Consider the following 22,616-nt stretch of genomic DNA (forward strand, 5'->3'; position numbering starts at 1 on the left):
CGCGGCCCTCCCCTCTTTGTGGCGATCCTGGCAAGCGAAGACGCCCTCCCGCGCTAGCGCTCCCCCGGCATCGACCATGCGTGCTGGTCGGTGTGGAGCAGCTGCTCGGCCCGCTCGGAGAGCGGCTCGCCCAGGTAGTTCTCGTAGGCGGCCTTCACCTGCGGATTCTCGTAGGAGTTGCGGTACTTGGCGACGCGGTCGAGGCCGTAGAGCTTCTCCGCTCGCACGCCCGCGAGCTCGCAACCGTCGTGGATGGGCTGGCCGCCGCCGTTGACGCAACCACCCGGGCAGGCCATGACCTCCACGAAATCATAGTGAACCTCGCCGGCGACCACGGCGTCGCAGAGCGCCTTGGCGTTCGCGAGGCCGCTCGCGACGGCGACGCGCACATCTGTGCCGCCGAGTTCGAAGGTGGCCTCCTTCCAGCCCTTGAGGCCCCTGACGGACTCGAACATGTCGTCCTCCGGAGCCTTGCCAAGCACAAGGTAGTGTGCCGTGCGAAGCGCGGCCTCCATGACGCCGCCCGTGGCGCCGAAGATGATGCCGGCGCCCGTGCCGTAGCCCATGGGCTCGTCGAAGGGCTCGTCGGAGACCACGTCGACGTTCACGTGGTCGGCGCGGATCATGCGCACGACCTCGCGGACCGTGAGGACGACGTCGACGTCGGGGTCGCCGCAGGCGTCGTTCATGTTCTCGTAGGAGCACTCGGCCTTCTTGGCGACGCAGGGCATGATGGACACCGAGAAGACCTTGTGCGGGTCGAGCCCGAGGTTCTCGGCGTAGTAGCTCTTGACCATGGCGCCGAACATCTGCTGCGGCGACTTGGAGGTCGAGACGTCGTCGACGAGCTGCGGGTAGTGGGCCTTCACGAAGCGCACCCAGCCCGGGCAGCACGAGGTGAAGAGCGGGTAGCCGCCCTTCTGCGAGCGCTCGAGGTGATGGAGCAGCTCGCTGCCCTCCTCCATGATCGTGAGGTCGGCCGTGAAGTCGGTGTTGAGCACGTAGTCGAAGCCCATCTGGTGCAGGGCGCCCACGAGGCGCTCGAGGGGCACATCGCCGCCCTCGGAGCCGAGCGACTCCGCCCAGGCGGTGCGCACCGACGGGGCGATCTGGGCCACCACGGTCACGTCCGGGTCGCCGAGCGCGGCGAAGACCTTCTCGGTGTCGTCACGCTCGCGCAGGGCGCCCGTGGGGCAGTGCGTGATGCACTGGCCGCAGAGCGTGCAGTCGACGTCGGAGAGGCGCGCGCCGGCGCTGACGTTGATGCTCGCGTGGCTCGCCCTGTTGGTGACGTCCCACACGCCCGAGGCCTGGACCTTGTCGCACACCTGGATGCAGCGGTGGCACATGATGCACTTGCGATTGTCGCGGATGAGCGGCAGGTCCTTGTCCCACTGCAGGTAGCGCACCGAGCGCTCGCCGTAGTCGTTGTAGTAGATGCCGAGGTCGTTGGCCAGCCCCTGCAGGGTGCAGTTGCCCGAGCGGACGCAGCTCGTGCAGGAGGAGTCATGCATGCTGAGCAGGAGCTCGGTGTTCATCTTGCGGGCCTCGCGGACCGTGGGGCTGTTGGTGCGCACCACCATGCCCTCGAGGACGCGGTTGTTGCACGAGGCGACGAGCTGGTCGATGCCGTCGACCTCGACCACGCACACGCGGCAGGAGCCGATCTCGTTGAGGTCGCGCAGGTAGCACAGGGTCGGGATCTCGATCCCGACGGTTCGCGCGGCGTCGAGGATGGTGGTGCCCTCCTCGACCTCGGCGACCTTGCCGTCGATAGTGAGAGTTACCATTGCATGATCCTTCCGCCGCGAAACGCCCCGAATCCGAAGTGGTCGCACCTCAGGCAGCGAGATGCCTCCTGGTGGGCCTCCTGGGCGGAGAGCCCCCTCTCGACGAGCGTCCAGTCGCCCTTGCGCTCGGACGCCTCGCGCATGGTGAGCTCGCAGCGCGCGCAGGAGACCTTGCCCTTGAAGGTGACGGGCGGCATGTCTACGTTGTGCTTGTCGATCGTGTGGTTGAAGCCGAGGTAGCCGTCGATGTTGGCGGCCGCGACCTTGCCCGCGTTGACCGCCCGGATGACGGTCGCCGGGCCCGACTGGCAGTCGCCGCCGGCAAAGAGCCCGTCGAAGCCCTCGATGGAGCCGTCATCCGCCGCGGCGATCCTGTCGCGGGAGCACGGCACGCCCTGCTCGGCGAAGCCCTTGGAGTCGATGGCCTGACCGATCGCGACGATGACGCGGTCGCACGGGATGGTCGCCTCGTCCTCGTCGGCGGCGCGCGGCGCGAAGCGGCCGCGGCTGAGGCCGCCTATGATCTGCTTCTGGACGCGCAGGCCCGAGACGGAACCGTCCTTCACCTCGATCGCAAGCGGGGCATGCAGCTCGAGCAGCTCGCAGCCCTCGGCCGCCGCGCCGGCGATCTCCTCGTCCTGGGCGGTCATGTCGGCGACGCGCCTGCGGTAGACGATGGTGACCTTCTCGGCGCCGCAGCGCACGGCCGAGCGGGCGACGTCCATGGCGACGTTGCCGCCGCCGATGACGCAGACGCGCTCGCCGGCGAAGCTCGGCATGTCGCCGTCGCCGATGGCGCGCAGCATCTCGACCGCGGAGACGACGCCCTCGGCGTCCTCGCCGTCCAGGCCGAGCTTGCGGTCGCTGTGGGCGCCGATCGCAAGGTAGGTCGCGTCGAACTCGTCGCGCAGCGCCGCGAGGTCGCTCACGGGCGTCTCGAGGCGCACGTCGATGCCGCAGTCCAGGATCCACTGGATCTCGGAGTCGAGGCGCTCGCGCGGCAGGCGGTAGCTCGGGATGCCGTAGCGCAGCATGCCGCCGAGGTGCTTGCGCGCCTCGAATATCGTGACCTTGTGGCCCATGACCGCGAGGTAGTAGGCGCACGAGAGACCGGCCGGGCCGCCGCCCACGACGGCGACGCGCTTGCCGGTCGGCTCGGCCATGTGCGGACGGTAGTCGCGCTCCATGTGGTCGACCGCGAAGCGCTTGAGGCCACGGATGTTCATGGGGTCGTCCACCATGCCGCGGCGGCAGTGCATCTCGCAGGGGTGCTCGCACACGTAGCCGCAGACGAGCGGCAGCGGGTTGTCCTTGCGGATGAGGCGCACGGCCTCGGTGAGCTCGCCGGCCTCGACCAGCGAGATGTAGCCGGGGATGTCGACGCCTGCCGGGCAGCCCGACACGCACGGCACGAGCTGGCTCTGCTCGAAGCCGCAGGCGCCCGTGTGCACGTGATGCTCGAAGTCGTCGCGAAAGCCCAGCACGGCCTCGAGCGCCATCTCTCCGGCCTCGTAGCCGATGGCGCAGTCGCTCGAGAGGTAGATGGTGCGCGCGGTCTTCTCGATCAGGTCGATCGTGGCCTCGGTGGCCGTGCCGTCGAGCACGCTCTCCATCAGGTCCTTCAACACGTTGAGCCCAACGCGGCACGGCGTGCACTTGCCGCAGCTCTGCGTGGCGCACATGCCCACGAACGCCGCCGTGAACTCCACGGGACACGGCGCCAGCGAGCTCACCGCGAGGCGCCGGCCGATGGCCTCGTGAAGGTCGTCCATGACGACCTGCGCCTCGCTCCTCTCCATGACGTGCAGTCTTGCCATTGATCCCCCAATCAAGACATTCAGCATGACGTCGCGGCTTGCACCGCAATGCTCGGAACTATATGACAGCGGCAGGCGCGAACGGCGTTGCATTCGAGGACGCGCCGCGCGCCTTCGCCCAACGGTAGCAATTGCGCGACGGAAGTCGCATTGGCGAGAGGAGCCTGCCCCTCGCCCGCCGCCACACCTTCCCTCCGCGCTCCCCCGCGCTCCTCCGCGCTCGGCCGCACGCCGCGCAAAGGACCCACCCGCTCGGGGTGGGTCCACAGGTGAGACGCTCTTTGCTGCCCTGAGTGCGGGGTTGCGACCTAGGCGACGGGGCCGGCGGCACGCACCTCGGGGTCCATGTCCGGGTACTTCTCGGCGGCGTTGTCCACGAACATCTTCGCGACCCGGTGGGCGCACTCGTCGTAGGCGGCCTTGTCGGTCCAGGTCTCTCGTGGCTGGAGGACCTGGTCGCTCACGCCGTCGATGTGGGTCGGGACGTCCACGTTGAAGATCTCGTCGTGCACGAAGTCGCTCGACTCGATCGTGCCGTCAAGGGCGGCCGAGACCATGAGACGCGTGCTCGCGAGCTCCATGCGCCTGCCGACCCCGTAGGGGCCGCCGGTCCAGCCGGTGTTGATGAGGTAGACGCGGGTGCCGCCGGCCTGCAGCTTCTCGCCGAACATGCGCGCGTAGCGAAGCGGCGACAGCGGCATGAACGGCTCGCCGAACAGGGTCGAGAACGTGGGCTGCGGCTCGGTCACGCCGCGCTCGGTGCCGGCGACCTTGCTCGTGAAGCCCGACAGGAAGTGGTACATGGCGCCGTTGATGTCGAGCCGCGAGATCGGCGGGAGCACGCCGAAGGCGTCGGCGGTCAGGAAGATGATCACGTTGGGGTAGCGGCCTTGGCCGAGGACCTGGGCGTTCTCGATGTAGTCGATCGGGTAGGCGACGCGCGTGTTCTCGGTGACCGTGCCGTCGAAGTAGTCGGGCTTGCGCGTGACGTGGTCGACCACGACGTTCTCGAGGATGCTGCCGAAGCGGATGGCGCGGTAGATCTCGGGCTCGGTGGCAGCGGAGATGCGGATGGCCTTGGCGTAGCAGCCGCCCTCGAAGTTGAAGACGGAGCCCTCGGACCAGCCGTGCTCGTCGTCGCCGATGAGCATGCGCTGCGGGTCGGCCGACAGCGTCGTCTTGCCGGTGCCGGACAGTCCGAAGAAGACGGCCGTCTCGCCCGTGACCGGGTCCATGTTGGCCGACGAGTGCATGGGCAGGACGTCCTCCTCAACGGGCATGAGGTAGTTCATGACCGAGAAGATCGACTTCTTGATCTCGCCGTTGTACTGGGTGCCGGCGATGAGCACGATCTTCTCGTCGAAGTTGATGAGGACGGCCGCCTCGGAGTGGGTGCCGTGGACCTCGGGGTTGAGCTTGAGGCCGGGCGCAACAAGCACCGAGAAGTCCTGCGGCTCGAAGTCGGCGAGCTGGCGCTTGGACGGGCGCACGAGCAGCTGGCGCGAGAAGAGCGCCTGGCTGGCGCGCTCGCACACGATGAAGAACTTGCGGCACCAGCGGGTGTCGGCGCCGGCCATGGCGTGGACGATGTAGATGTCGCGCACGGAGAGGTAGTCGCAGACGGCACGCTTGACCTTCTCGTAGTTCTCGACGCTGAAGGGCTTGTTGACCGAGCCCCAGGCGATCTGGTCGTGCACGCCCTCGGTGTCGACGATGAAGCGGTCCTCGGGCGAGCGGCCCGTGTACTTGCCGGTCTCGACGGCAAGCGCGCCCTTCGACGTGAGGATTCCCTCGTGGTTCTTGAGTGCCTTCTCGGTGAGGACGGCCGGAGAGCCGTCAATGAGAATCGCGCCCCTGCAGCCCTCGAGGCCGCAGGCCGCAAGCTGATCTTGAATCATGCTACCTCCTCGAACCCGTGCGTTTTCATGCTGCGTAACAGCATGAATCGTAGCGCAGCGGCAAGCCGTGGGCGCGGATTGTAACATTCGTCGCCCGTTTGGAAACGAATCGACGCCGCCGAGAAGAGCGGCTTCGCGCCCGAAGGCGCGGGCGTGGGCCATAAAAGTTGCTCTTCTCGCCCGCCGGTGGACAGGCGCGGCCACGAGGTCATAATTGGATGGGAGAATGCAAGGCGCCGATTCAACGGAGGCGGGCATGGCACTGACAAGCATCGCGCACGACGGCATCGAGATCAGCGTGGACTCCAAGGGGGCCCAGCTCATGAGCCTGAGGACGGCCGCGGGCGAGTACCTGTGGCAGGGCGACGAGAGGTGGTGGCCGAGGCGCGCGCCCGTGCTCTTCCCCATCGTGGGCAACATCAGGGCAGACCAGGCGAGATCGGCGGCGGGTCCCGTGAGCCTCAAGCGCCACGGCCTTGCCCGAAACGAGGAGTTCGAGCTCGTCGAGAACGACGGGTGCGGGCTTGCCTACCGCCTCGCCTCGAGCGAGCGCACCCGCGCGCAGTTCCCCTACGACTTCGAGCTCACCCTCGCCTACCGCATCGAGGGCGGCTCGCTCACCCAGGAGTTCACGGTCGCCAACACCGGCGACGTCGAGCTGCCCTACGTGGTCGGCGGCCACCCCGCCTTCAACGTGCCGGCGCCCGGGGCCGCAGGCGAGGACTTCTCCGAGTACCGCCTCGAGTTCGCCGAGCGCTGGACCTACGCCACGCCCAAGATCGACACCGCGAGCGGCCTGCTCGACTTCGACGAGCGCGTGGCGCTGCTCGACGACGCCGACACGCTGGCGCTCGACCACGCGACCTTCGACATCGATACCCTCGTGTTCGAGGACGTGCCCCAGCGCACGGTGACGCTCGCCGGCCCCTCGGGCGCGGGCATGCGCGTCGACTTCGACGGCTTCGACTACCTGGGCGTCTGGTCGGCGGCGGGTGACGCGCCCTTCGTCGCGCTCGAGCCGTGGCTCGGCTGCGCGACGGCCGCCGACGAGGACGACGTGTTCGAGCACAAGCGCGGCATGCAGGCGCTCGCACCCGGCGAGTCGCGCTCGCACGCGTTCACGATGACGCCGCTCGACGCCACCCACAACGGATAGGAGCAGCATGCAGATCAGGATCGCCGAGAAGGCCGACCTCGACGCCATCATGGAGGTCTACGACAGGGCCCGCGAGCACATGCGCGAGGCGGGCAACCCCAACCAGTGGGCGGACGGCTACCCGTCGCGCCTCATGATCGCCCAGGACGTGCTGCGCGGCGTGCAGTTCGTCTGCGAGGACGAGGACGGGGCCGTCGTGGGCACCTTCTGCCTGCAGGCAGGGCCGGAGAAGAGCTACCTCAAGATCGAGGGCGAGCCCTGGCTCAACGACGTCCCCTACTTCGTGATCCACCGCTTCGCGGCGCACGAGTCGGGCGAGGGCGTCGGCGGCGCCATGATGGACTGGATCTGCAAGGCCGCCAACAACGTGCGCACCGACACGCACGAGGACAACGCCGGCATGCAGGCGCTGCTCGAGAGCCGCGGCTTCAAGCGCTGCGGGACCATCCACCTGGCCGACGGGTCGCCCCGCATCGGCTACCACTACGCACGGCCCGACGAGCGCACCCTCGACAAGGGCGGCATCCTCTCGTGGCTGCCGTGGCGCCACACGGGACTCGGGCGGTAGAACGCACCGAACGGGGACGCGCCCAACAATGACATGGCGGCGGGCTCGATGGCACCGCAAGAAAGGGAGGGAGGCACCCCACGGGGCGCCTCCCTCCTTTGGTGGCAGTCTCTTCTCGCCTGCGCGGGGCGCTACTTGCCGAGCAGCTCCTCGACGTCGAGGGCGATCATGAGCTCCTCGTTGGTGGGAACCACGAGGACGCGGATCTTGGAGTCGTCCGTGGAGATGACGCGCGGCTCGTCGGAGCGGACCTTGTTCTTCTCGGGGTCGATCTTGACGCCCATCCACTCGAGCTCCTTGGCGACGCCGGCGCGCATGACGTCGGAGTTCTCGCCGATGCCCGCGGAGAAGGCCATGGTGTCGAAGCCGTGCATGGCCTGGGCCATCTCCATGATGAGCTGGGAGGTGCGGTAGTAGAACATATCGAAGGCCATCTGGCAGTTGGCGTCGCCGCGCTCGGCACCCGCCTCGATGTCGCGGGAGTCCGACGAGATGCCGGAGAGCGCGAGCAGGCCCGACTGCTTGTTCATCATCGTGTCGACCTCGTCGATGGTGTAGCCGCCCTCGCGGACGAGGTAGCAGACCGTGGCGGGGTCGATCGAGCCGCAGCGCGTGCCCATGATGAGGCCGTCGAGCGGGGTGAGGCCCATGGTGGTGTCCATGTCGTGGCCGTCCTCGATCGCGGAGAGGGAGGCGCCGGAGCCGAGGTGGCAGGAGACGAGCTTGTGGACGTCGTCGCCGAGGAGCTCCTTGGTCTTGCGCCAGATGTAGCGGTGGCTGGTGCCGTGGGCGCCGTACTTGCGGATGTGCAGCTTGTCGACGACGTCGCGCGGCAGGGCGTAGCGCCAGGCCTTCTCGGGGATGTTGTAGTGGAAGGAGGTGTCGGCGACGATCACGTTGCCGATCGAGGGGAAGAGCTCGCGGCAGATCTCGATGACGTCGGCCTCGGCGTAGTTGTGCAGGGGCGCGAGCGGCGCGACCTCGCGGACCCAGCCGAGGGTCTCGTCGGTGACGACCTTGGACTCGGGGAAGTACCAGCCGCCCTGGACCACGCGGTGGCCGATGCCCTCGATCTTGTCGGTGTCGAAGCCGGCCTGGTCGAGGATCTCGAAGACGTGCTTGATGGCCGTCTTGTGGTCGGGAAGCGCGACCTCGAGCTTGCTCTTCTCGCCACCGCGCTCCTCGTGGCCGACGAAGGAGCCGTCGATGCCGATGCGCTCGCAGTTGCCCTTGGCGAAGACCTCGCCCGAGGTGGTGTCGAGAAGCTGGTACTTCAGCGAAGAGCTGCCAGCGTTGATGACTAGGACGTTCATGAATCTCCTCTCACGGCGGACATGTGTCCGACAGGTACAACGCTCACATGATAAACCCCTGCCGCTCGGCAGGGGACCTAAACAACAAAGGGCCGTTTACGCTACTCAAACGACCCTTCGTCAAATAGATGTTGACTTACGCGTTGGGAATGAGCCCCTCGCTGAGCGTCGAGCCGCCGAGCACGTGCATGTGCAGGTGCATGACGGTCTGGCCCGCCGCGGCGCCGGTGTTGGCGATGACGCGGAAGCCGGAGTCCTTGATGCCGCAGATGCGGGCGACCTCAGAGACGGCGTGGGTCATCGCGGCGAGCACCTCGCCGGGGACGTCGTCGACAATGTTGTCGTAGTGGTCCTTGGGGACCACGAGCACGTGGACGGGCGCCTGGGGGTTGAGGTCGCGGAACGCGCAGACGAGGTCGTCCTCGTAGAGGTAGTCGGACTCGATCTCGTGGTTGGCGATCTTGCAGAAGATGCAGTCGTCCTTCTTGCTCATGTCTCCTCCTATTCGTCGACGAAGGCCGTCTTGGGCGCGGCCGTCGTGTCTGCCACGGGCGCGGCGCCCTCGGTGGCCTCGATCAAGGTCTGGACCTTCTGCTCGGCCGTGGCGAGGCGCTCGCGCAGGCTCTTGAGCAGCTCGACGCCGCGGGCATAGCGCTCCAGCGAGTCCTCGAGCTCGAGGTCGCCGGCCTCGAGCGCGCGGACGATCTGCTCGAGCTCGACCGAGGCCTCCTTGAACGTCATGTCTTCGATCTTCTTCTGGTCGGCCATCATATCTCCCTTGGTTGCAATGGCTTCGTTTCCTAGGTTACTCGCCGGAGCCCTCGCTGACGCTCGTGACTCGGGCACCGATGCGGCCCTCGCCGAGAAGGACCTCGATCTCGTCTCCGACGGAGGCCTTGGAGGCACTGTCGATGACGTGGCCCTCGCCGTCTCGCGCGATGGCATAGCCGCGCGAGAGCACCTTGAGCGGCGAGAGCGCGTCGAGCGTCCCGGCGGAGCGCTCGAGGACGGCCTGGTAGGGCCTCAGCAGGCGCCCGCCCGCGCCCGAGAGGCGCCTGGCCTCGCGGTCGAGGTCGCCGCGGTGCCTGGCAAGTGCGCGCGGCATGGTGTCGTGCAGGCGCTCCTCGGTGAGGTTGATCTGGGCGGCGCGCTCCTCGAGGAAGGCGCCGGGGTTCGAGAGGCAGTGACTGCCCGCGACGACGTCGAGGCGCTCCGCAAGGCGGGACAGGGTCGCGCGGGCGGCCGTGTGCGAGCGGCGCGAGAGGCCGTCGAGCCCGTCGCGCTCCCCCTCCAGGATGCGCCTCATCGAGAGCGCGAGGCGGTTCGAGCGGTCGGCCGTCACCTTCGCGAGGTCGTCGATCGCCGGGGCGACCGACTCGGCGGCGGCCGTGGGCGTCGAGCACCTGCGGTCCGAGACCATGTCGCAGATCGAGGTGTCGGGCTCGTGGCCGATGCCGCAGATGACGGGGACGGGCATGCTTGCGACGTGGCGCGCGAGGGCCTCGTCGTTGAAGGTCATGAGGTCCTCGAAGGAGCCGCCGCCCCTCACGAGGAGGATGGCGTCGGGCTGCACCGAGGCGGCGAGGTCGAGGGCGGCCATGATCGACTCGGGGGCGCCCTCGCCCTGCACCTTGCAGTTGGCGACCTGGATCTCGACGAGGGGGTTCCTTCTCGCCAGCGTGCGCTTGACGTCGTCGATGACGCTGCCGGAGAGCGACGTCACGACGGCGATGCGCGTGCAGAACCTGGGAATCTTGCGCTTGCGCTCGGGGTCCATGAGCCCCTCGGCCTGGAGCTTGCGCGCGAGGGCGTCGACCTGCTGGCGCAGGAGCCCCTCCCCCGCGACCGAGATCCGCTTGGCCACGAACGACATCTTGCCCGAGGCCTTGTAGATGTTGAAGTTGCCCGTGATCTGGATCTTGAGGCCGTCGCGCAGCTCGAACCCGCAGCTCTGGTAGATGCCCTTCCAGACGATGGCATCGAGACTCGACTCCTCGTCCTTGAGCTGGAAGTAGCAGTGGCCGGAGCGCGCGTTGGGCGAGCGGAACCCGCTCACCTCGCCCACGACCGTGAGCATGGGGATGCTGCTGACCTGGTTGGACGCGATCTGGACGGCCTCGTGTACCGAGAGCGCCTCCTCCTTGGCGGCCATGCTAGCGCCTCTGGGTGCGGCCGATGAGGTACAGGAGCTGGACGACCGAGACGAGCGCCGCGGCGACGTAGGTCAGCGCTGCGGCGATGAGCACGGAGCGAGCGCCGCGCCCGTCGACGCCGGAGCCCGACTCGGAGAGGTAGCGGACCGCCCTGCGCGACGCGTCGATCTCGACCGGCAGGGTCACGAGCTGGAAGAGCACCGAGAACGCGAAGCAGACGATGGCGAGCGTCGTGAGGCCGGCGATGCCCGAGAACATGCCGAGCACGAAGAGGATGCCCCAGGTGCGCTGCGTGAGGTTGACGACGGGGACGAGCGCCGTGCGGAAGCGGCCGAAGGCGTAGCCGCGCGCGGTCTGGACCGCGTGGCCGGCCTCGTGGCAGGCGACGGCGACCGATGCGACCGAGCCGCCCTCGTAGTTCTCGTCGGAGAGGTGCAGGCTCATGTCACGCGGGTCGAAGTGGTCGGTGAGGTGGCCGCCGACGCGCGAGATGGTGACCTCGGAGGCGCCCTCACGGTCGAGCATCGAGCGCGCCACCTGGGCTCCCGTGGCGCCCGAGGAAGCGCTGATCTTCGACCACCTGCGGTAGGTGGAGTTGATGTACGCCTGGGTCAGCGCCCCGAGGACGACAGAAATGAGGACGACGGCGAGGTACGTCATGTCGAAGCCGTACCCGAACCCGTAACCGTATCCAAGACCAACCATGCTCTCTCCAATCACGCGTGCGTCCTGACCCTTATACCCAAAGGGACGGACGCCCTGATCGCTATCGTACGGCAGGCGCCGGACAGAAAGTCGCGCGGGAACGGCCTAGAGCTTCTCGACCTTTCCGTCCTTAACGGTGAGGCCCACCTGACCGTCGAGGAGCTCCTCGAGGGTCTTGCCCGCGAGCTCATAGCGCCAGGAGCTGGCGAGGGCGGACTTCTCGCGATGGTTCACGAACTCGAGGAGGTCATCCCTCGTGGCGATGAGCTGCGTGGCGACGCCGCTCTTGTCGGAGATGAGCCTCAGCATCGCGTACATGAGGTCGACGACGCTCTCGGTCTCCGCAGTCGGGCGCTCCTTGCGCTTCACCTGCGGGTAGTCCTCGGGAGGGCACGCGAGGCCGCACGCGATGGCGTGCACCATGGCCTCCGCGTCGCGGCGGGCGAGCTGCTCGGTCCCGCGGATGCGCTTGAGGGCGTCGACCGACTTGGGGAAGCGCTTGCAGGACTCGACGATGACCTCGTCGGACACGACCCACTTGCGCGGGATGTCACGCCTCGAGGCGACGCCGTCGCGCCAGGCGCAGAGCTCGCGGGCGACCGAGAGCTGCCTACGGGTGAGCGAGCCGGAGCGCTTGAGGTGGCGGTAGGCGAGCTCGGGCGGGCGCACGACGTGGTCGGGGTCGCTCAGGCGCTCCATCTCGGGCGCGAGCCACGAGAGGCGGTCGAGCTTGACGAGCTCCTCGACCATGCGCTCGTAGATGCCCGGGAGGTAGCGGACGTCGTCCTCGGCGTACTTGAGCTGCTCGGCATCGAGCGGTCGCTTCGACCAGTCGGTGAGGGACTCCGCCTTGGGAAGGTGCACGTTGCAGTAGGACTCGACGAGCGCGCCGTAGCCAATCTGCTGGCGAAGGCCGAGGAAGGCCGCCGCGAGCTGGGTGTCGAAGATGGGCTCGGGGATGCAGCCCAGGTCATGGTTGATGACCTCGAGGTCCTGCGTGCACGCATGGAAGATCTTGGTGATCGAGGTGTCCTCGAACAGGCGCCTCACGGGAGACAGGTCGTCGATGAGGATCGGGTCGACCGCGCACGACTCCTCGGGGGTTGCAAGCTGGATCAGGCAGACCTTGGGGTAGAACGTCCTCTCCCTCAGGAACTCCGTGTCGACGGCAAGTACCTTGGCGCCGGAGGCTCGCTCGCAGAACGCAGCGAGCGAATCGAAATCAGATATATACACGCATGCTCGTTTCGTCTAACCGACAATGAAAATGGATACCATACAGATGTAGGTGCCAATACGGGTTCCTATGATACTTGAAACGGTCTGGAGGTAACGTGCGCACCCTCATCGTTCACAACGCTCGCTCCGGCTTCGGTTCCGACTCCATCTTCGAGTTCGAGCGGGCGCTCCTCCAGGAGGGGGACGAGTGCGTGACCCGCGTCCTTGGCACCGAGTTCGACCTGAACGGGGCCCTGCGCGACGCCGAGGACTTCGACCTCGTGGTCCTCTCCGGCGGCGACGGAACCGTGACCTCGATCCTCTACGAGCTGCGTCGCCGCGACGTCACCTGCTGCGTGTTCCCATCGGGCACGGCCAACCTCTTCTTCAACAACCTCGGCCTCGCGAGCGAGCCGAACGCCATCGCGCGCGCCTGCCGCCAGGGCGGCGTCATCGGCTGCGACCTCGGCGAGATCTCTTGGTCCGAGCAGGGCGTCTCGCATACCCGCGGCTTCGGCATCATGGCGGGCACCGGCTACGACGCGTCGCTCATGCGCACGGCGATGCCCGACAAGAAGTCGCTCGGCGAGGCGGCCTACTTCGCGGCGGCGCTCAAGAACACCCGCCCCGAGGTCTCGCACTTCTCGATCACGGTCGACGGCGTGCGCCACGAGCGAGACGGCATCGCCTGCCTCGTCGCCAACACGGCCACCATGCAGGGCGAGATCGAGATCGTGTCGGACTGCTCGATGTCCGACGGCCTCATCGACGTCATCGTGCTCGCGACCTCGGACGCCGTCCAGCTCATCGTCCCGTTCCTCTCGGGGATACTCGACCGCCGCGGCAGGGCGGGCCGGCCGTTCATCGAGCACTTCACGGGCCGCGAGGTCAAGGTCGAGTCCTCCTCCCCCATCCCCATGCAGATCGACGGCGACGTGGTCGCCGACGCGGTCACGGGGTACGTCGCGCGCGTCCTGCCACGCGCGAACGACGTCGTCGTCGACCAGACCAGCCCCTACTACCCGAGCTCCAGAAAGCTCGCGCCGCGCGACTAGCGGCAGAACAGGAATCAGATGTACTCATTCGACAGCACGGTCCGTTACAGCGAGTGCGCCGAGGACGGGCGCCTCTCGATCAGCTCCCTCGTGAACTACCTGCAGGACTGCTCGACCTTCCACTCCGAGAGCCTCGGTCTCGGCTTCGAGCACATGCGCGAGAACCACTACGCGTGGTTCCTCTCGGCCTGGCAGATCGAGATCGAGGAGCTCCCCGCCTTCAACACCGACATCACGGTCTCGACCTGGTGCTACGGGATGAAGCGCCTGATCGCGAACAGGAACTTCACCATCTGCGACAGGTGCGGCCGACAGCTCGTGCGCGCCGACGCCCTCTGGTTCGTCTTCGACACCGAGAGGCAGGCGCCCGCCAAGATCCCCGAGTCGCAGATGGCCTACCTCACGGGCGAGGAGCGCCTCGACATGGAGCCGACGCCGCGCAAGATCGCCGTCGAGGGCGACTTCACCCAGGCGAGCCCCATCGAAGTGAAGGAGCACCACCTCGACACCAACCGCCACGTCAACAACGCCCAGTACATCTCCATGGCCATCGACGCCCTGCGCTCGCAGGGCCAGATCGTCGACGCCCGCCGCATCTTCGTGCAGTACAAGCGCATGGCCCTTCTCGGCGACACGATCGTGCCACGCGTGCACGAGCAAGACGGCTCCTGGGTCGTGGACCTCGCGGACGAGAAGGGCGACACCTTCGCCGTCGTCAAGCTGGAGGTGCGCGCATGAGCGCGGCAGAGGCCCGCGTGGCCTGCGCCGTGGTGAGGGCGCGCGGCCGCGTCCTCGTCGTCAGGCGCGACGAGTCCGATCTCCCCGCCGGCTGGGGCCTCCCCTGCGCCGCGGCCGAGGGCGACGACGAGGCCAAGGACGCGCTCGCGCCCATGCTGGAGGCTCTTCTCGGCGGGCCGTGCTCGAGCGCGTGGCCGCTCGACGACGTCGAGGGCATGGCGGGCGAGAAGAGCGTTCGCCTCGAGTGCGTGGCCTTCGATGCGCCGCGCGACCTTGTGCCGGCGGACGGCGAGGGCGTGCGCTGGGTGGCGCCGGAGGACCTGCTCGACGTCGAGTGGTCGCCGATCGAGCGCGAGCTCGTGATGCGCCTCGCCATGGGCTGGTCCGAGATTTTTTCGGAGAATCGTTTCTAGCGTCTGACAATTCCGGGGCGCGCCGGGAGCCTCCACTATCATGGTCTGGCAACCAACGAAAGGACCAGTCGAATGACCAGCACCACCAACGTCGAGACCAACCAGACCAGCGAGGAGCAGCCGCGCTACATCGAGAGCGCGTCGGCGACCACCAACCCCGACAACGCGAACTCGGGCGCCAAGGCCTACGTGATCGCCGCCATCGCGATCGTCGTCCTCATCGGCATCTCGATCGGCATCGGCTCGTGCGCGGCCCTCATCGGCAGGGCTGCCTACGCCTCCAGGGGCTCGCTCGGCTCCGGGCTCACCAGCCGCCCCAGGAGCGTCGACCTCGACGACGACGACCTCGACGACTACGATTTCGACCTCGACGACCTCGACCTCGACCTCGACGACCTCGACCTCGACGACTACGACTACGACCACGGCTTCGGCGGAACCGACCCCGACCGCCTCTACGGCGACGGCACGACCACCGACACCAACGGCCGCGGGGGCCGCACGAGCTCCACGACCGACGTGTTCTCCTACTAGGCACCACGACAGGGAGGCAGGCATGAGCAAGGCAGACGACATCTTCGTCGAGATGTGCTCCGACATCATCGAGCACGGCACGACGACCGAGGGCCAGAAGGTCCGCCCGCACTGGAGCGACGGCACGCCGGCCTACACCATCAAGAAGTTCGGCGTGTGCAACCGCTACGACCTGCGCGAGGAGTTTCCCGCCCTCACGCTGAGGCGCACGGCCCTCAAGAGCGCGATGGACGAGATCCTCTGGATCTACCAGCGCAAGTCCAACAACATCCACGACCTCAACAGCTCCATCTGGGACGAGTGGGCAGACGAGTCCGGCTCGATCGGCAAGGCCTACGGCTACCAGGTAGGCCAGGTCTCCCACTACGCCGACGGCGACTATGACCAGATGGACCGCGTCCTGAAGGACCTGCGCGAGAACCCCTACTCCCGCAGGATCATGACGAACCTCTACACCTTCAGCGACCTCTCCGAGATGCACCTCTACCCCTGCGCGTTCAACGCGATCTACAACGTCACGCAGGAGCCGGGCGAGAAGAGACCGACCCTCAACATGGTGCTCGTCCAGCGCAGCCAGGACATCCTCGCGGCCAACAACTGGAACGTGTGCCAGTACGCGCTGCTGCTCATGATGGTCGCCCAGGTCAGCGACATGAACGCCGGCGAGCTCATCCACATGATCGCCGACGCCCACATCTACGACCGCCACGTCGACATCGTCCGCGAGCTCATCGGCCGCGAGCGCCACGCCGCGCCCAAGGTGAGCCTCAACCCCGACGTGCACGACTTCTACGAGTTCACGACCGACGACCTCATCGTCGAGGGCTACGAGCACGGCCCGCAGGTCAAGAACATCCCGATCGCGGTGTAGCCATGAGGGCCATCGTTTCCGTCACCAGCGACTGGGCCATCGGCTGCGAGGGCAGGCTGCTCGTCCGCAACAAGGCGGACATGCACCGCTTCGTCGAGCTCACCATGGGCGGCACGGTCCTCATGGGCCGCACCACCTTCGAGAGCTTCCCGGGCGGCGCCCTCAAGGGCCGCCGCAACGTGGTCCTGACCAGGCAGGAGGGATACGCTGCCCCCGGCGTCGAGACCTTCTCGTCCGCAGAAACCGCCCTCGCGGCGCTCGCCGACACCGACCCCGACACCGTCTGGCTCATCGGCGGCGAGAGCGTCTACCGCGCCCTCCTCCCCCTCTGCGACCGCGTCTTCGTCACGAAGAACGACGTCAGGCTTCCGGCCGACGCCTACTTCCCCGACCTCGACGCCGACGACGCCTGGGAGGTCGAGTCCGAGGAGCCCGGCGGCGTGACGGCCGCGGGCGTCCCCTTCTCCTACGTCACCTACCGGAACCGCAACCTCGCGTAGCCGCAGCCTCGCGCGGGCGAGAAGAGCACAGGCAAGGGGTCGCCACGCTCACTGCGCGGCGACCCCTCCTTTGTCGATGCGTCTCAATCGGGGCCTCGCGACGACCCCGCCAGACGGCGGCTACTCGCCGAGGCTCATACCGCCGTACGTGGCCGTCACGAGCTCCTTGATGCTGTCGTCGTCGACGTTCCAGGTGCCGTCGTCGCCCTTCGTGACCTTGAGCGTCACGTCCTTCTCGGCGACGTCACTCGTGGCGTCGATGCCCGCGTAGAACCACTCGACGTACTTCTTGACCATGCCGTTCTCCCCCTCGGCGTTTTTGATCTCAAAGAGCGTCGACAGGTTCTCGGGCGTCTGCGCCTGCTGGTTGGCGTACTCGATCGCCTTCGAGAGGTCCTTGTTCTTCACGTGCAGGGCGACCGTGCCGGTCTTGTCACTCACCTTCACGTCGCGAATCTCGTAGTCGAAGCCCTTGAAGCAGCGCGCGAGGAACTCGTACGGGTCGATCCCCATGTTGCGGATCTCGCCGATCGAGGCGTTGTCCTTGTCGATGACCGACGACAGCGACGCCTGCGTGGGGTTCTTGAACGCGTCGAGCTCCTTGGTGATGCCCGCGCGAATGGCCTGCTCGTCGTTGTTGGCGCACGCCGCGAGCCCGCCGACGGCGAACGTCGCCACGACGCAGCCGAGCGCGACGGTCATGACCTGCCTGAGTAGCTTCGAAACCATGGGGCCTCCCATCGTCGGGGAAATGTCTGCAAACATCATACGATAAGAGCCTGCGCCCACGCCCCTCGACTCACGCCCGGCGGCCGGCGTCACCGTCCGCCGCCGCGAGCGCGCGCTCGAGCGCGCCTATGACCTCGCGTGCGTCGCCCCCGCCGACATGCAGCCGGACCTCTCCCAAGGTCAGACGCCTCGCCGTGACGCCCGCGCGGACGAGAAGAGCCTCGTCGAGGTCGCGGCCCGCGGCGAGCCTCACGTCGACGAGCGGCCCGAAGCCACCGCGCAGCGTGCGCGCGGCCACCTCGAAGGATGCGTCGCCCTTGAGGCCCGGGTAGCCCACGCGCTCCACGGCCGGGTGGCAGGCAAGGTACGCGCAGAGGACCTGCGCACAGTCGCTCGCCCTCCCCCACGCGGCGTCGAGCTCGAGGAGCCCTGCGAGAAGCGCCTCGTCCACCTCGTGCGCGTCGGGCAGGGCCAGCGGGAGCTCGGCCTCGACCGAGGCGCCGGGCGCGACGGCGACGAGCGCGTGCCCCGCGAGCGCGCCGGAGAGCGGTGCCACGAGCGCGTCGGCGCCGAGGCGCAGGGCGGCGCAGCCCAAGGGAGAGACGCCCGTCAAGTCGGCCACGAGGACCGCGTCCTCGCGCCGGGCGGCCTCGGCCTCGGCGCGCACGTCCAGGCAGGCCAGGGGCTCTCCCCCAAGCACGCGGCACGCGACCGCGGCGCGCCCGCCGCCCGCAGGCGGCCGCGAGAGCGCGCGCACGACCCTCTCGGCGCCCGCTGCCACCACGAAGGCACGCCCGCGCCCCAGACGGTCGGCGAGCACCGAGCCCACGCTCCTCTCGCCCACGCGCACCTCGTCTCTCACCACGGACACCTCCCCAAAAGAAAAAAGCCGCCGCCCGAGGGCGACGGCTTGCGTGCATGTGTCGGCGCCTAGCCGCGGCGCTCGGCGATCTCCTGCTTGAGCTCGACGATCCACTCGTCGAGGTCGCGCTGGACGGTCTCGTTGGAGCGGTCGCGGACGGAGATGTTGCCGGCCTCGACCTCCTTCTCGCCGAGGATCAGCATGTAGGGCACGCGGTCGACGCCGCGGGCCTCGCGGATCTTGTAGCCGATCTTCTCGTCGCGGTCGTCGACCTTCACGCGGACGCCGGCGGCGCGCAGCTTGTCGGCGACCTCGTGGGCGTAGTCGCGGGTCTTCTCGGAGACGGGAAGGACCTTGACCTGGCAGGGCGAGAGCCACGTGGGGAACTTGCCCGCGTACTGCTCGATGAGCATGCCGATGAAGCGCTCGAACGAGCCGAAGCCCGCGCGGTGGATCATGATCGGCTGCTTCTTGGAGCCGTCGGAGTCGACGTACTCGAGCTGGAAGTTGTGCGGCAGCTGGAAGTCGAGCTGGATCGTGCCGCACTGCCAGGTGCGGCCGAGGCAGTCCTGCAGGTGGAAGTCGATCTTGGGGCCGTAGAAGGCGCCGTCACCGGGGTTGATGACGTAGTCGACGCCCATGGAGTCGAGGGCGTCCTTCAGGCCCTGCTCAGCGCGCGCCCAGTCCTCGTCGGAGCCCATGGAGTCCTCGGGACGGGTGGAGAGCTCGACGCGGTACGGGAAGCCGAACTGCGCGTAGTAGGCCGTGATCAGGTGCGCCGTGTCGGTCACCTGCTCGGTGATCTGGTCCGGACGGATGAAGAGGTGGGCGTCGTCCTGGGTGAACTCGCGCACGCGGAAGAGGCCGTGCAGTGCGCCCTTGAGCTCGTGACGGTGGTCGAGGCCGGCCTCGGCGAGCTTGAGCGGCAGGTCACGGTAGGAGCGCGGCTTGCTCTTGTACACGAGGCAGGCGCCGGGGCAGTTCATCGGCTTGACGGCGTAGTCCTCGTCGTCGATGAGCGTCGTGTACATGTTCTCCTTGTAGTGGTCCCAGTGACCGGAGGTCTCCCAGAGGGAGCGCGACAGGATGATCGGCGTCTGGATCTGCTCGTAGCCGTAGGCGTCCTGCATCTCCTGCCAGTACTGCATGAGGGAGTTGCGCACGCGCATGCCGTTGGGCAGCCAGAAGGGGAAGCCGGGGCCGGCCTCGGACATCATGAAGAGGTCCATCTCCTTGCCGATCCTGCGGTGGTCGCGCTTGGCGGCCTCCTCGCGCAGGCGCTCCCACTCGGCGAGCTCGTCCTTGTTGCGGAAGGCGATGCCGTTGATGCGGGTGAGCATCTTGTTGTCCTTGTCGTCCTTCCAGTACGCGCCGGAGACGCCGGTGAGCTTGAAGGCCTTGAGCGCCTTGGTGTACATGAGGTGCGGGCCGACGCACATGTCAACGTACTCGCCCTGCTTGTAGAAGGTGATGCGCGCGTCCTCGGGAAGGTCGCCGATGTGCTCGACCTTGTACTTCTCGCCGCGCTCCTCCATGTGCTTGATGGCCTCGGCGCGGGGCAGCTCGTAGGTCTCGACCTTGAGGTTCTCCTTGACGATCTTCTTCATCTCGGCCTCGATGGCGGGGAAGTCGTCCTCGTTGACCTTGGCGCCGTTCAGGTCGATGTCGTAGTAGAAGCCGTTCTCGGTGGCCGGGCCGTAGCCGAAGTCGGCCTCGGGGTACAGGCGCTTGATGGCCTGGGCCAGGATGTGGGCGGCGGTGTGGCGGATGACGTGGAGCTCCTCGTCTGCGGGGCACTCGTCGACGTGACCGTCGTTGTACAGGACCTTCATGTGTTACCTCTTTTCATGCGTCCGCACGGCGCGGGCGCTCGCTAGCGTTTCGGGGGAAGCATGGCGCATGTCGCAGGGCCTTGGGCCGTATGAAAGGACAGGCGCCTAGATAGTCCGCACGGGGGTTGTCGCGACGATCAGGGTGCGACCGGTGGCTCGAGTGGGAGGCGTGTTGCTCATGGGCAGACGCATGTCGAGAAAACCCCTTCGATTGCATAGGCAGTAACGCTGAAAACTATAGCAGTCGAGAAGAGCCTCTCCCCTCACGCTGCCAACTTGGGGGCGCACATCACGAATACAACGCAGAGCGGGGCGCCATCGCGGCCTCTGCTATCCTGTGCGCAGCGAGAGGAGGAGCCCATGAGGATCGACCGCGAGAGGGCAGCCGCGGCCTTTGCCGCCTACACGTCCGCGTACGGGACGGACAACCCCAGGATCACGCTCAAGGTGGAGCACACGCTCCGCACCGCGGGCTTCGCCGAGGAGATCGCGCGCGCCGAGGGGCTCTCCCCCGACGACGTCGACCTCGCCTGGCTCTTGGGCCTCCTTCACGACATCGGCCGCTTCGAGCAGGTCAGGCGCTACGACTCGTTCCTCGACGCTGTCACGGTCAGCCACGCCGCCCTGGGCGTGGAGGTGCTCTTCTCGCCCGCGCCCCCGTCCGCGCCCGCAGAGGGCGGCATCAGGCGGTTCGTCGAGGACGACGCCGAGGACGGGCTCATCCGCCTGGCCGTCGGCTGCCACAGCGCGCTGCGCCTGCCGGAGGGACTCGACGCGCGGCAGCGCACGTTCTGCGAGATCCTGCGCGACGCGGACAAGATCGACATCCTCAAGGTCAACCGCATCAACACCTGCGAGGAGATCTACGGCGTGACCGAGCGCGAGATGCGCGCGAGCGTGCTGACCGACGCCGTGGAGCGCGTGTTCTGGGAGCACCGCTGCGTGCCGCGGCAGATCCGCCGCTCCCCCGTCGACTTCCTGGTGGGGCACGCCTGCTTCGCCTTCGAGCTCGCGTTTGCCGAGAGCGTGCGGATCATGGCGCGCGAGGGCGACCTGTGGCAGATCCTGGGGCGCACCTTCGACGACGCGCGCACCGAGGAGCGCATCCGCGCAATGGAGGCGCACCTCAGGGAGTGGGTCGCGGCGCAGGTCGCAACCAAGGGCGCGTCCGCGGAGGCGTAGGACACCCCTTGTCGCAGCGGACGTGCCGCGAACTTACGGCTTGGGTGACAAAAAAGGCGAGGGCCCCGAGGGACCCTCGCCCAAGCTTTGGTGTCGGTCGGAGCCGTGGCTCCTCTCGCCCGGCGCTACTGGATGCGCGTGCGGCAGTAGGGGCAGACCTTCCAGTCGGCGTTGAGCGGACGGTGGCAGGTCGGGCAGACGTTGCGGACCTGGGTGTTGCAGATGGGGCAGACGACGAAGTCGCGGTCGATCGGCGCGCCGCACTTGGGGCAGATGCCGTAGTGCGAGAGCTGGTGCTCGCGAAGGGCGATGTCGAGGTCCTGCTCCTCGCGGTCGACGAGGTAGGAGCTCGGGCGCAGGATGACGTAGGCGAGAAGGCCGACGATGGGGATGACCGAGATGACCGCCCAGAGCCACCAGGGCTCGGCGCCACGGCGCTGCGCGTCGCGGATGACATACACGATCGAGAGGATGTAGAGCATAACGAGGCACGCCACCATGAGGTAGAGCACCATGCGCACCTCAGGCGTGATCAGCTGGTCAAGAAGCTCAGACATGTCGTCGGGGACCTTTCTTCTTCGTCTTGCGACCCAGGCCAAGACACTTCACATGGCCATAAACGCTGTCGATTGTATCAGACCTGTCAAGGACGGGACCCGCGAATGCAGGGCGCCACCACATGTGCGCAGACCGAAGGGCGCGTGCGGCCTGAGCCTGGAGGGCCGCCGGCTAGAACCAGCCCTTGTGGCCCCTCACGTAGGTCTCCTCGAACTCCGCGTCGCTCTTGGTGAGGTAGATGATGAACTCGATGAAGGCGATCGGCCCCATGACCACGCCGCCGAAGCCGAATGTGAGGAGGGTGACCAGCAGCATGACCATCCCCTCCTTCGTGTAGCCGAGATAGAACTTGTGGACCCCGATGCCGCCGAAGAAGAAGGCGAGCAGCGCGGCCGCGACCTTGCTCTTCTCGCCCACCGGCGCGCGCGTCAGCTGGGTCTCGCGTACGGGCTCGTCGAGGGGCCTTTCGAGGAGCTCGGCCTTCTTGCGGTCGTACTCCTCCCGCGTGATGGCGCCCATGTCGAGCAGCTCCTTGAGCTTCCTGATCTCGTCTGCGGTGCTCATGCGGCTTCCCTCGTCTCGAAGGTGTAGGTGAACGTGCGTCTATGTCAGGATAGCGCACCAGGCGGACGCAATTGGCACAACCCTCTGCCCACACGCCGCAACCCGCGAGAGCGGCACGTCTACGCACGCCCTTGCAACCGAGAAGGGCTGCCCGGCGCAA

23 protein-coding genes are annotated in these 22,616 nt (G+C 67.5%); 9 read left to right on the top strand and 14 right to left on the bottom strand.

Annotation, left to right across the window (positions count from 1 at the left end; genetic code table 11):
• Positions 1-53 precede the first annotated feature (53 nt).
• From M5D76_RS06770 to pckA, 3 genes are all read right to left on the bottom strand, one after another.
• On the bottom strand, positions 54-1,790 hold the full coding sequence (locus M5D76_RS06770) for a [FeFe] hydrogenase, group A (RefSeq protein ID WP_248922628.1): 1,737 nt from the start codon (positions 1,788-1,790) through the stop codon (positions 54-56).
• Positions 1,784-3,607 (bottom strand): NAD(P)-binding protein, encoded by a 1,824-nt coding sequence (locus M5D76_RS06775; protein WP_248922629.1) that lies wholly within the window; start codon positions 3,605-3,607, stop codon positions 1,784-1,786. The genes M5D76_RS06770 and M5D76_RS06775 overlap by 7 nt, the downstream gene beginning before the upstream one ends.
• Positions 3,608-3,915: 308 nt before the next feature.
• Positions 3,916-5,505, bottom strand: a complete 1,590-nt coding sequence (pckA, locus tag M5D76_RS06780) for a phosphoenolpyruvate carboxykinase (ATP) (RefSeq protein WP_248922630.1) — start codon at positions 5,503-5,505, stop codon at positions 3,916-3,918.
• A 256-nt stretch (positions 5,506-5,761) separates the two neighbouring features.
• Here pckA and M5D76_RS06785 point away from each other — a divergent pair, with 256 nt between their 5' ends.
• Together M5D76_RS06785 and M5D76_RS06790 are read left to right on the top strand one after the other, a co-directional pair.
• Positions 5,762-6,661 carry an aldose 1-epimerase family protein gene (locus M5D76_RS06785; protein ID WP_248922631.1) on the top strand — a complete coding sequence of 300 codons (900 nt, stop codon included), beginning with the start codon at positions 5,762-5,764 and terminating at the stop codon, positions 6,659-6,661.
• A gap of 7 nt (positions 6,662-6,668) precedes the next feature.
• The gene (locus M5D76_RS06790) at positions 6,669-7,229 is read left to right on the top strand and encodes a GNAT family N-acetyltransferase (RefSeq protein WP_248922632.1); all 561 of its coding nucleotides are present in this window, start codon (positions 6,669-6,671) and stop codon (positions 7,227-7,229) included.
• 131 nt (positions 7,230-7,360) lie between these two features.
• Here M5D76_RS06790 and M5D76_RS06795 read toward each other — a convergent pair whose 3' ends face one another.
• The 6 genes from M5D76_RS06795 to rnd form a co-directional block, all read right to left on the bottom strand.
• A complete protein-coding gene (locus M5D76_RS06795; RefSeq protein ID WP_248922633.1) occupies positions 7,361-8,542 on the bottom strand; it encodes an acetate/propionate family kinase in 1,182 nt (393 codons plus the stop codon).
• 136 nt (positions 8,543-8,678) lie between these two features.
• Complete coding sequence (locus M5D76_RS06800) at positions 8,679-9,035, bottom strand: histidine triad nucleotide-binding protein (protein ID WP_248922634.1); 357 nt, start codon at positions 9,033-9,035, stop codon at positions 8,679-8,681.
• An 8-nt stretch (positions 9,036-9,043) separates the two neighbouring features.
• Positions 9,044-9,310 carry an exodeoxyribonuclease VII small subunit gene (gene xseB, locus M5D76_RS06805; protein WP_248922635.1) on the bottom strand — a complete coding sequence of 89 codons (267 nt, stop codon included), beginning with the start codon at positions 9,308-9,310 and terminating at the stop codon, positions 9,044-9,046.
• 37 nt (positions 9,311-9,347) lie between these two features.
• A complete protein-coding gene (gene xseA, locus M5D76_RS06810) occupies positions 9,348-10,694 on the bottom strand; it encodes an exodeoxyribonuclease VII large subunit (protein WP_248922636.1) in 1,347 nt (448 codons plus the stop codon).
• A 1-nt stretch (position 10,695) separates the two neighbouring features.
• Complete coding sequence (locus tag M5D76_RS06815) at positions 10,696-11,400, bottom strand: zinc metallopeptidase (RefSeq protein WP_248922637.1); 705 nt, start codon at positions 11,398-11,400, stop codon at positions 10,696-10,698.
• 105 nt (positions 11,401-11,505) lie between these two features.
• Positions 11,506-12,636, bottom strand: coding sequence for a ribonuclease D (gene rnd / locus M5D76_RS06820; protein ID WP_248922638.1), 1,131 nt, complete (start codon positions 12,634-12,636; stop codon positions 11,506-11,508).
• A 98-nt stretch (positions 12,637-12,734) separates the two neighbouring features.
• On the opposite strand from rnd, the gene M5D76_RS06825 reads away from it, so the two are divergent.
• From M5D76_RS06825 to M5D76_RS06850, 6 genes are all read left to right on the top strand, one after another.
• Positions 12,735-13,673: a diacylglycerol/lipid kinase family protein gene (locus M5D76_RS06825; RefSeq protein WP_248922639.1), complete on the top strand. Its 939-nt coding sequence runs from the start codon at positions 12,735-12,737 to the stop codon at positions 13,671-13,673.
• A gap of 18 nt (positions 13,674-13,691) precedes the next feature.
• Positions 13,692-14,411, top strand: coding sequence for an acyl-[acyl-carrier-protein] thioesterase (locus tag M5D76_RS06830; RefSeq protein WP_248922640.1), 720 nt, complete (start codon positions 13,692-13,694; stop codon positions 14,409-14,411).
• Positions 14,408-14,824 (top strand): NUDIX hydrolase, encoded by a 417-nt coding sequence (locus M5D76_RS06835; protein WP_248922641.1) that lies wholly within the window; start codon positions 14,408-14,410, stop codon positions 14,822-14,824. Before M5D76_RS06830 ends, M5D76_RS06835 begins: the two co-directional genes overlap by 4 nt.
• 72 nt (positions 14,825-14,896) lie before the next feature.
• Positions 14,897-15,358: a hypothetical protein gene (locus tag M5D76_RS06840; RefSeq protein ID WP_248922642.1), complete on the top strand. Its 462-nt coding sequence runs from the start codon at positions 14,897-14,899 to the stop codon at positions 15,356-15,358.
• Positions 15,359-15,380: 22 nt separating this feature from the next.
• Positions 15,381-16,229 carry a thymidylate synthase gene (gene thyA, locus M5D76_RS06845; RefSeq protein ID WP_248922643.1) on the top strand — a complete coding sequence of 283 codons (849 nt, stop codon included), beginning with the start codon at positions 15,381-15,383 and terminating at the stop codon, positions 16,227-16,229.
• Positions 16,230-16,231: 2 nt separating this feature from the next.
• On the top strand, positions 16,232-16,729 hold the full coding sequence (locus tag M5D76_RS06850; protein ID WP_248922644.1) for a dihydrofolate reductase: 498 nt from the start codon (positions 16,232-16,234) through the stop codon (positions 16,727-16,729).
• A 120-nt stretch (positions 16,730-16,849) separates the two neighbouring features.
• Here the strand turns inward: M5D76_RS06850 and M5D76_RS06855 are convergent, their stop codons facing one another.
• The 3 genes from M5D76_RS06855 to thrS form a co-directional block, all read right to left on the bottom strand.
• Complete coding sequence (locus M5D76_RS06855; protein ID WP_248922645.1) at positions 16,850-17,458, bottom strand: hypothetical protein; 609 nt, start codon at positions 17,456-17,458, stop codon at positions 16,850-16,852.
• A gap of 70 nt (positions 17,459-17,528) precedes the next feature.
• Positions 17,529-18,320, bottom strand: coding sequence for a PLP-dependent transferase (locus M5D76_RS06860; RefSeq protein ID WP_248922646.1), 792 nt, complete (start codon positions 18,318-18,320; stop codon positions 17,529-17,531).
• A 68-nt stretch (positions 18,321-18,388) separates the two neighbouring features.
• On the bottom strand, positions 18,389-20,152 hold the full coding sequence (gene thrS, locus M5D76_RS06865) for a threonine--tRNA ligase (protein WP_248922647.1): 1,764 nt from the start codon (positions 20,150-20,152) through the stop codon (positions 18,389-18,391).
• Between the two features lie 360 nt (positions 20,153-20,512).
• Here thrS and M5D76_RS06870 point away from each other — a divergent pair, with 360 nt between their 5' ends.
• Entirely contained in the window at positions 20,513-21,334 is an 822-nt protein-coding gene (locus M5D76_RS06870) for an HD domain-containing protein (RefSeq protein WP_248922648.1), read from the top strand.
• A 125-nt stretch (positions 21,335-21,459) separates the two neighbouring features.
• Here the strand turns inward: M5D76_RS06870 and M5D76_RS06875 are convergent, their stop codons facing one another.
• Both M5D76_RS06875 and M5D76_RS06880 read right to left on the bottom strand, forming a co-directional pair.
• Positions 21,460-21,891 (bottom strand): zinc ribbon domain-containing protein, encoded by a 432-nt coding sequence (locus M5D76_RS06875; protein ID WP_248922649.1) that lies wholly within the window; start codon positions 21,889-21,891, stop codon positions 21,460-21,462.
• A 172-nt stretch (positions 21,892-22,063) separates the two neighbouring features.
• The gene (locus M5D76_RS06880; RefSeq protein ID WP_248922650.1) at positions 22,064-22,456 is read right to left on the bottom strand and encodes an NINE protein; all 393 of its coding nucleotides are present in this window, start codon (positions 22,454-22,456) and stop codon (positions 22,064-22,066) included.
• Positions 22,457-22,616: the final 160 nt, after the last annotated feature.

The sequence above is a fragment of the Olsenella intestinalis genome (assembly GCF_023276655.1).
Classification (GTDB): domain Bacteria; phylum Actinomycetota; class Coriobacteriia; order Coriobacteriales; family Atopobiaceae; genus Olsenella_J; species Olsenella_J intestinalis.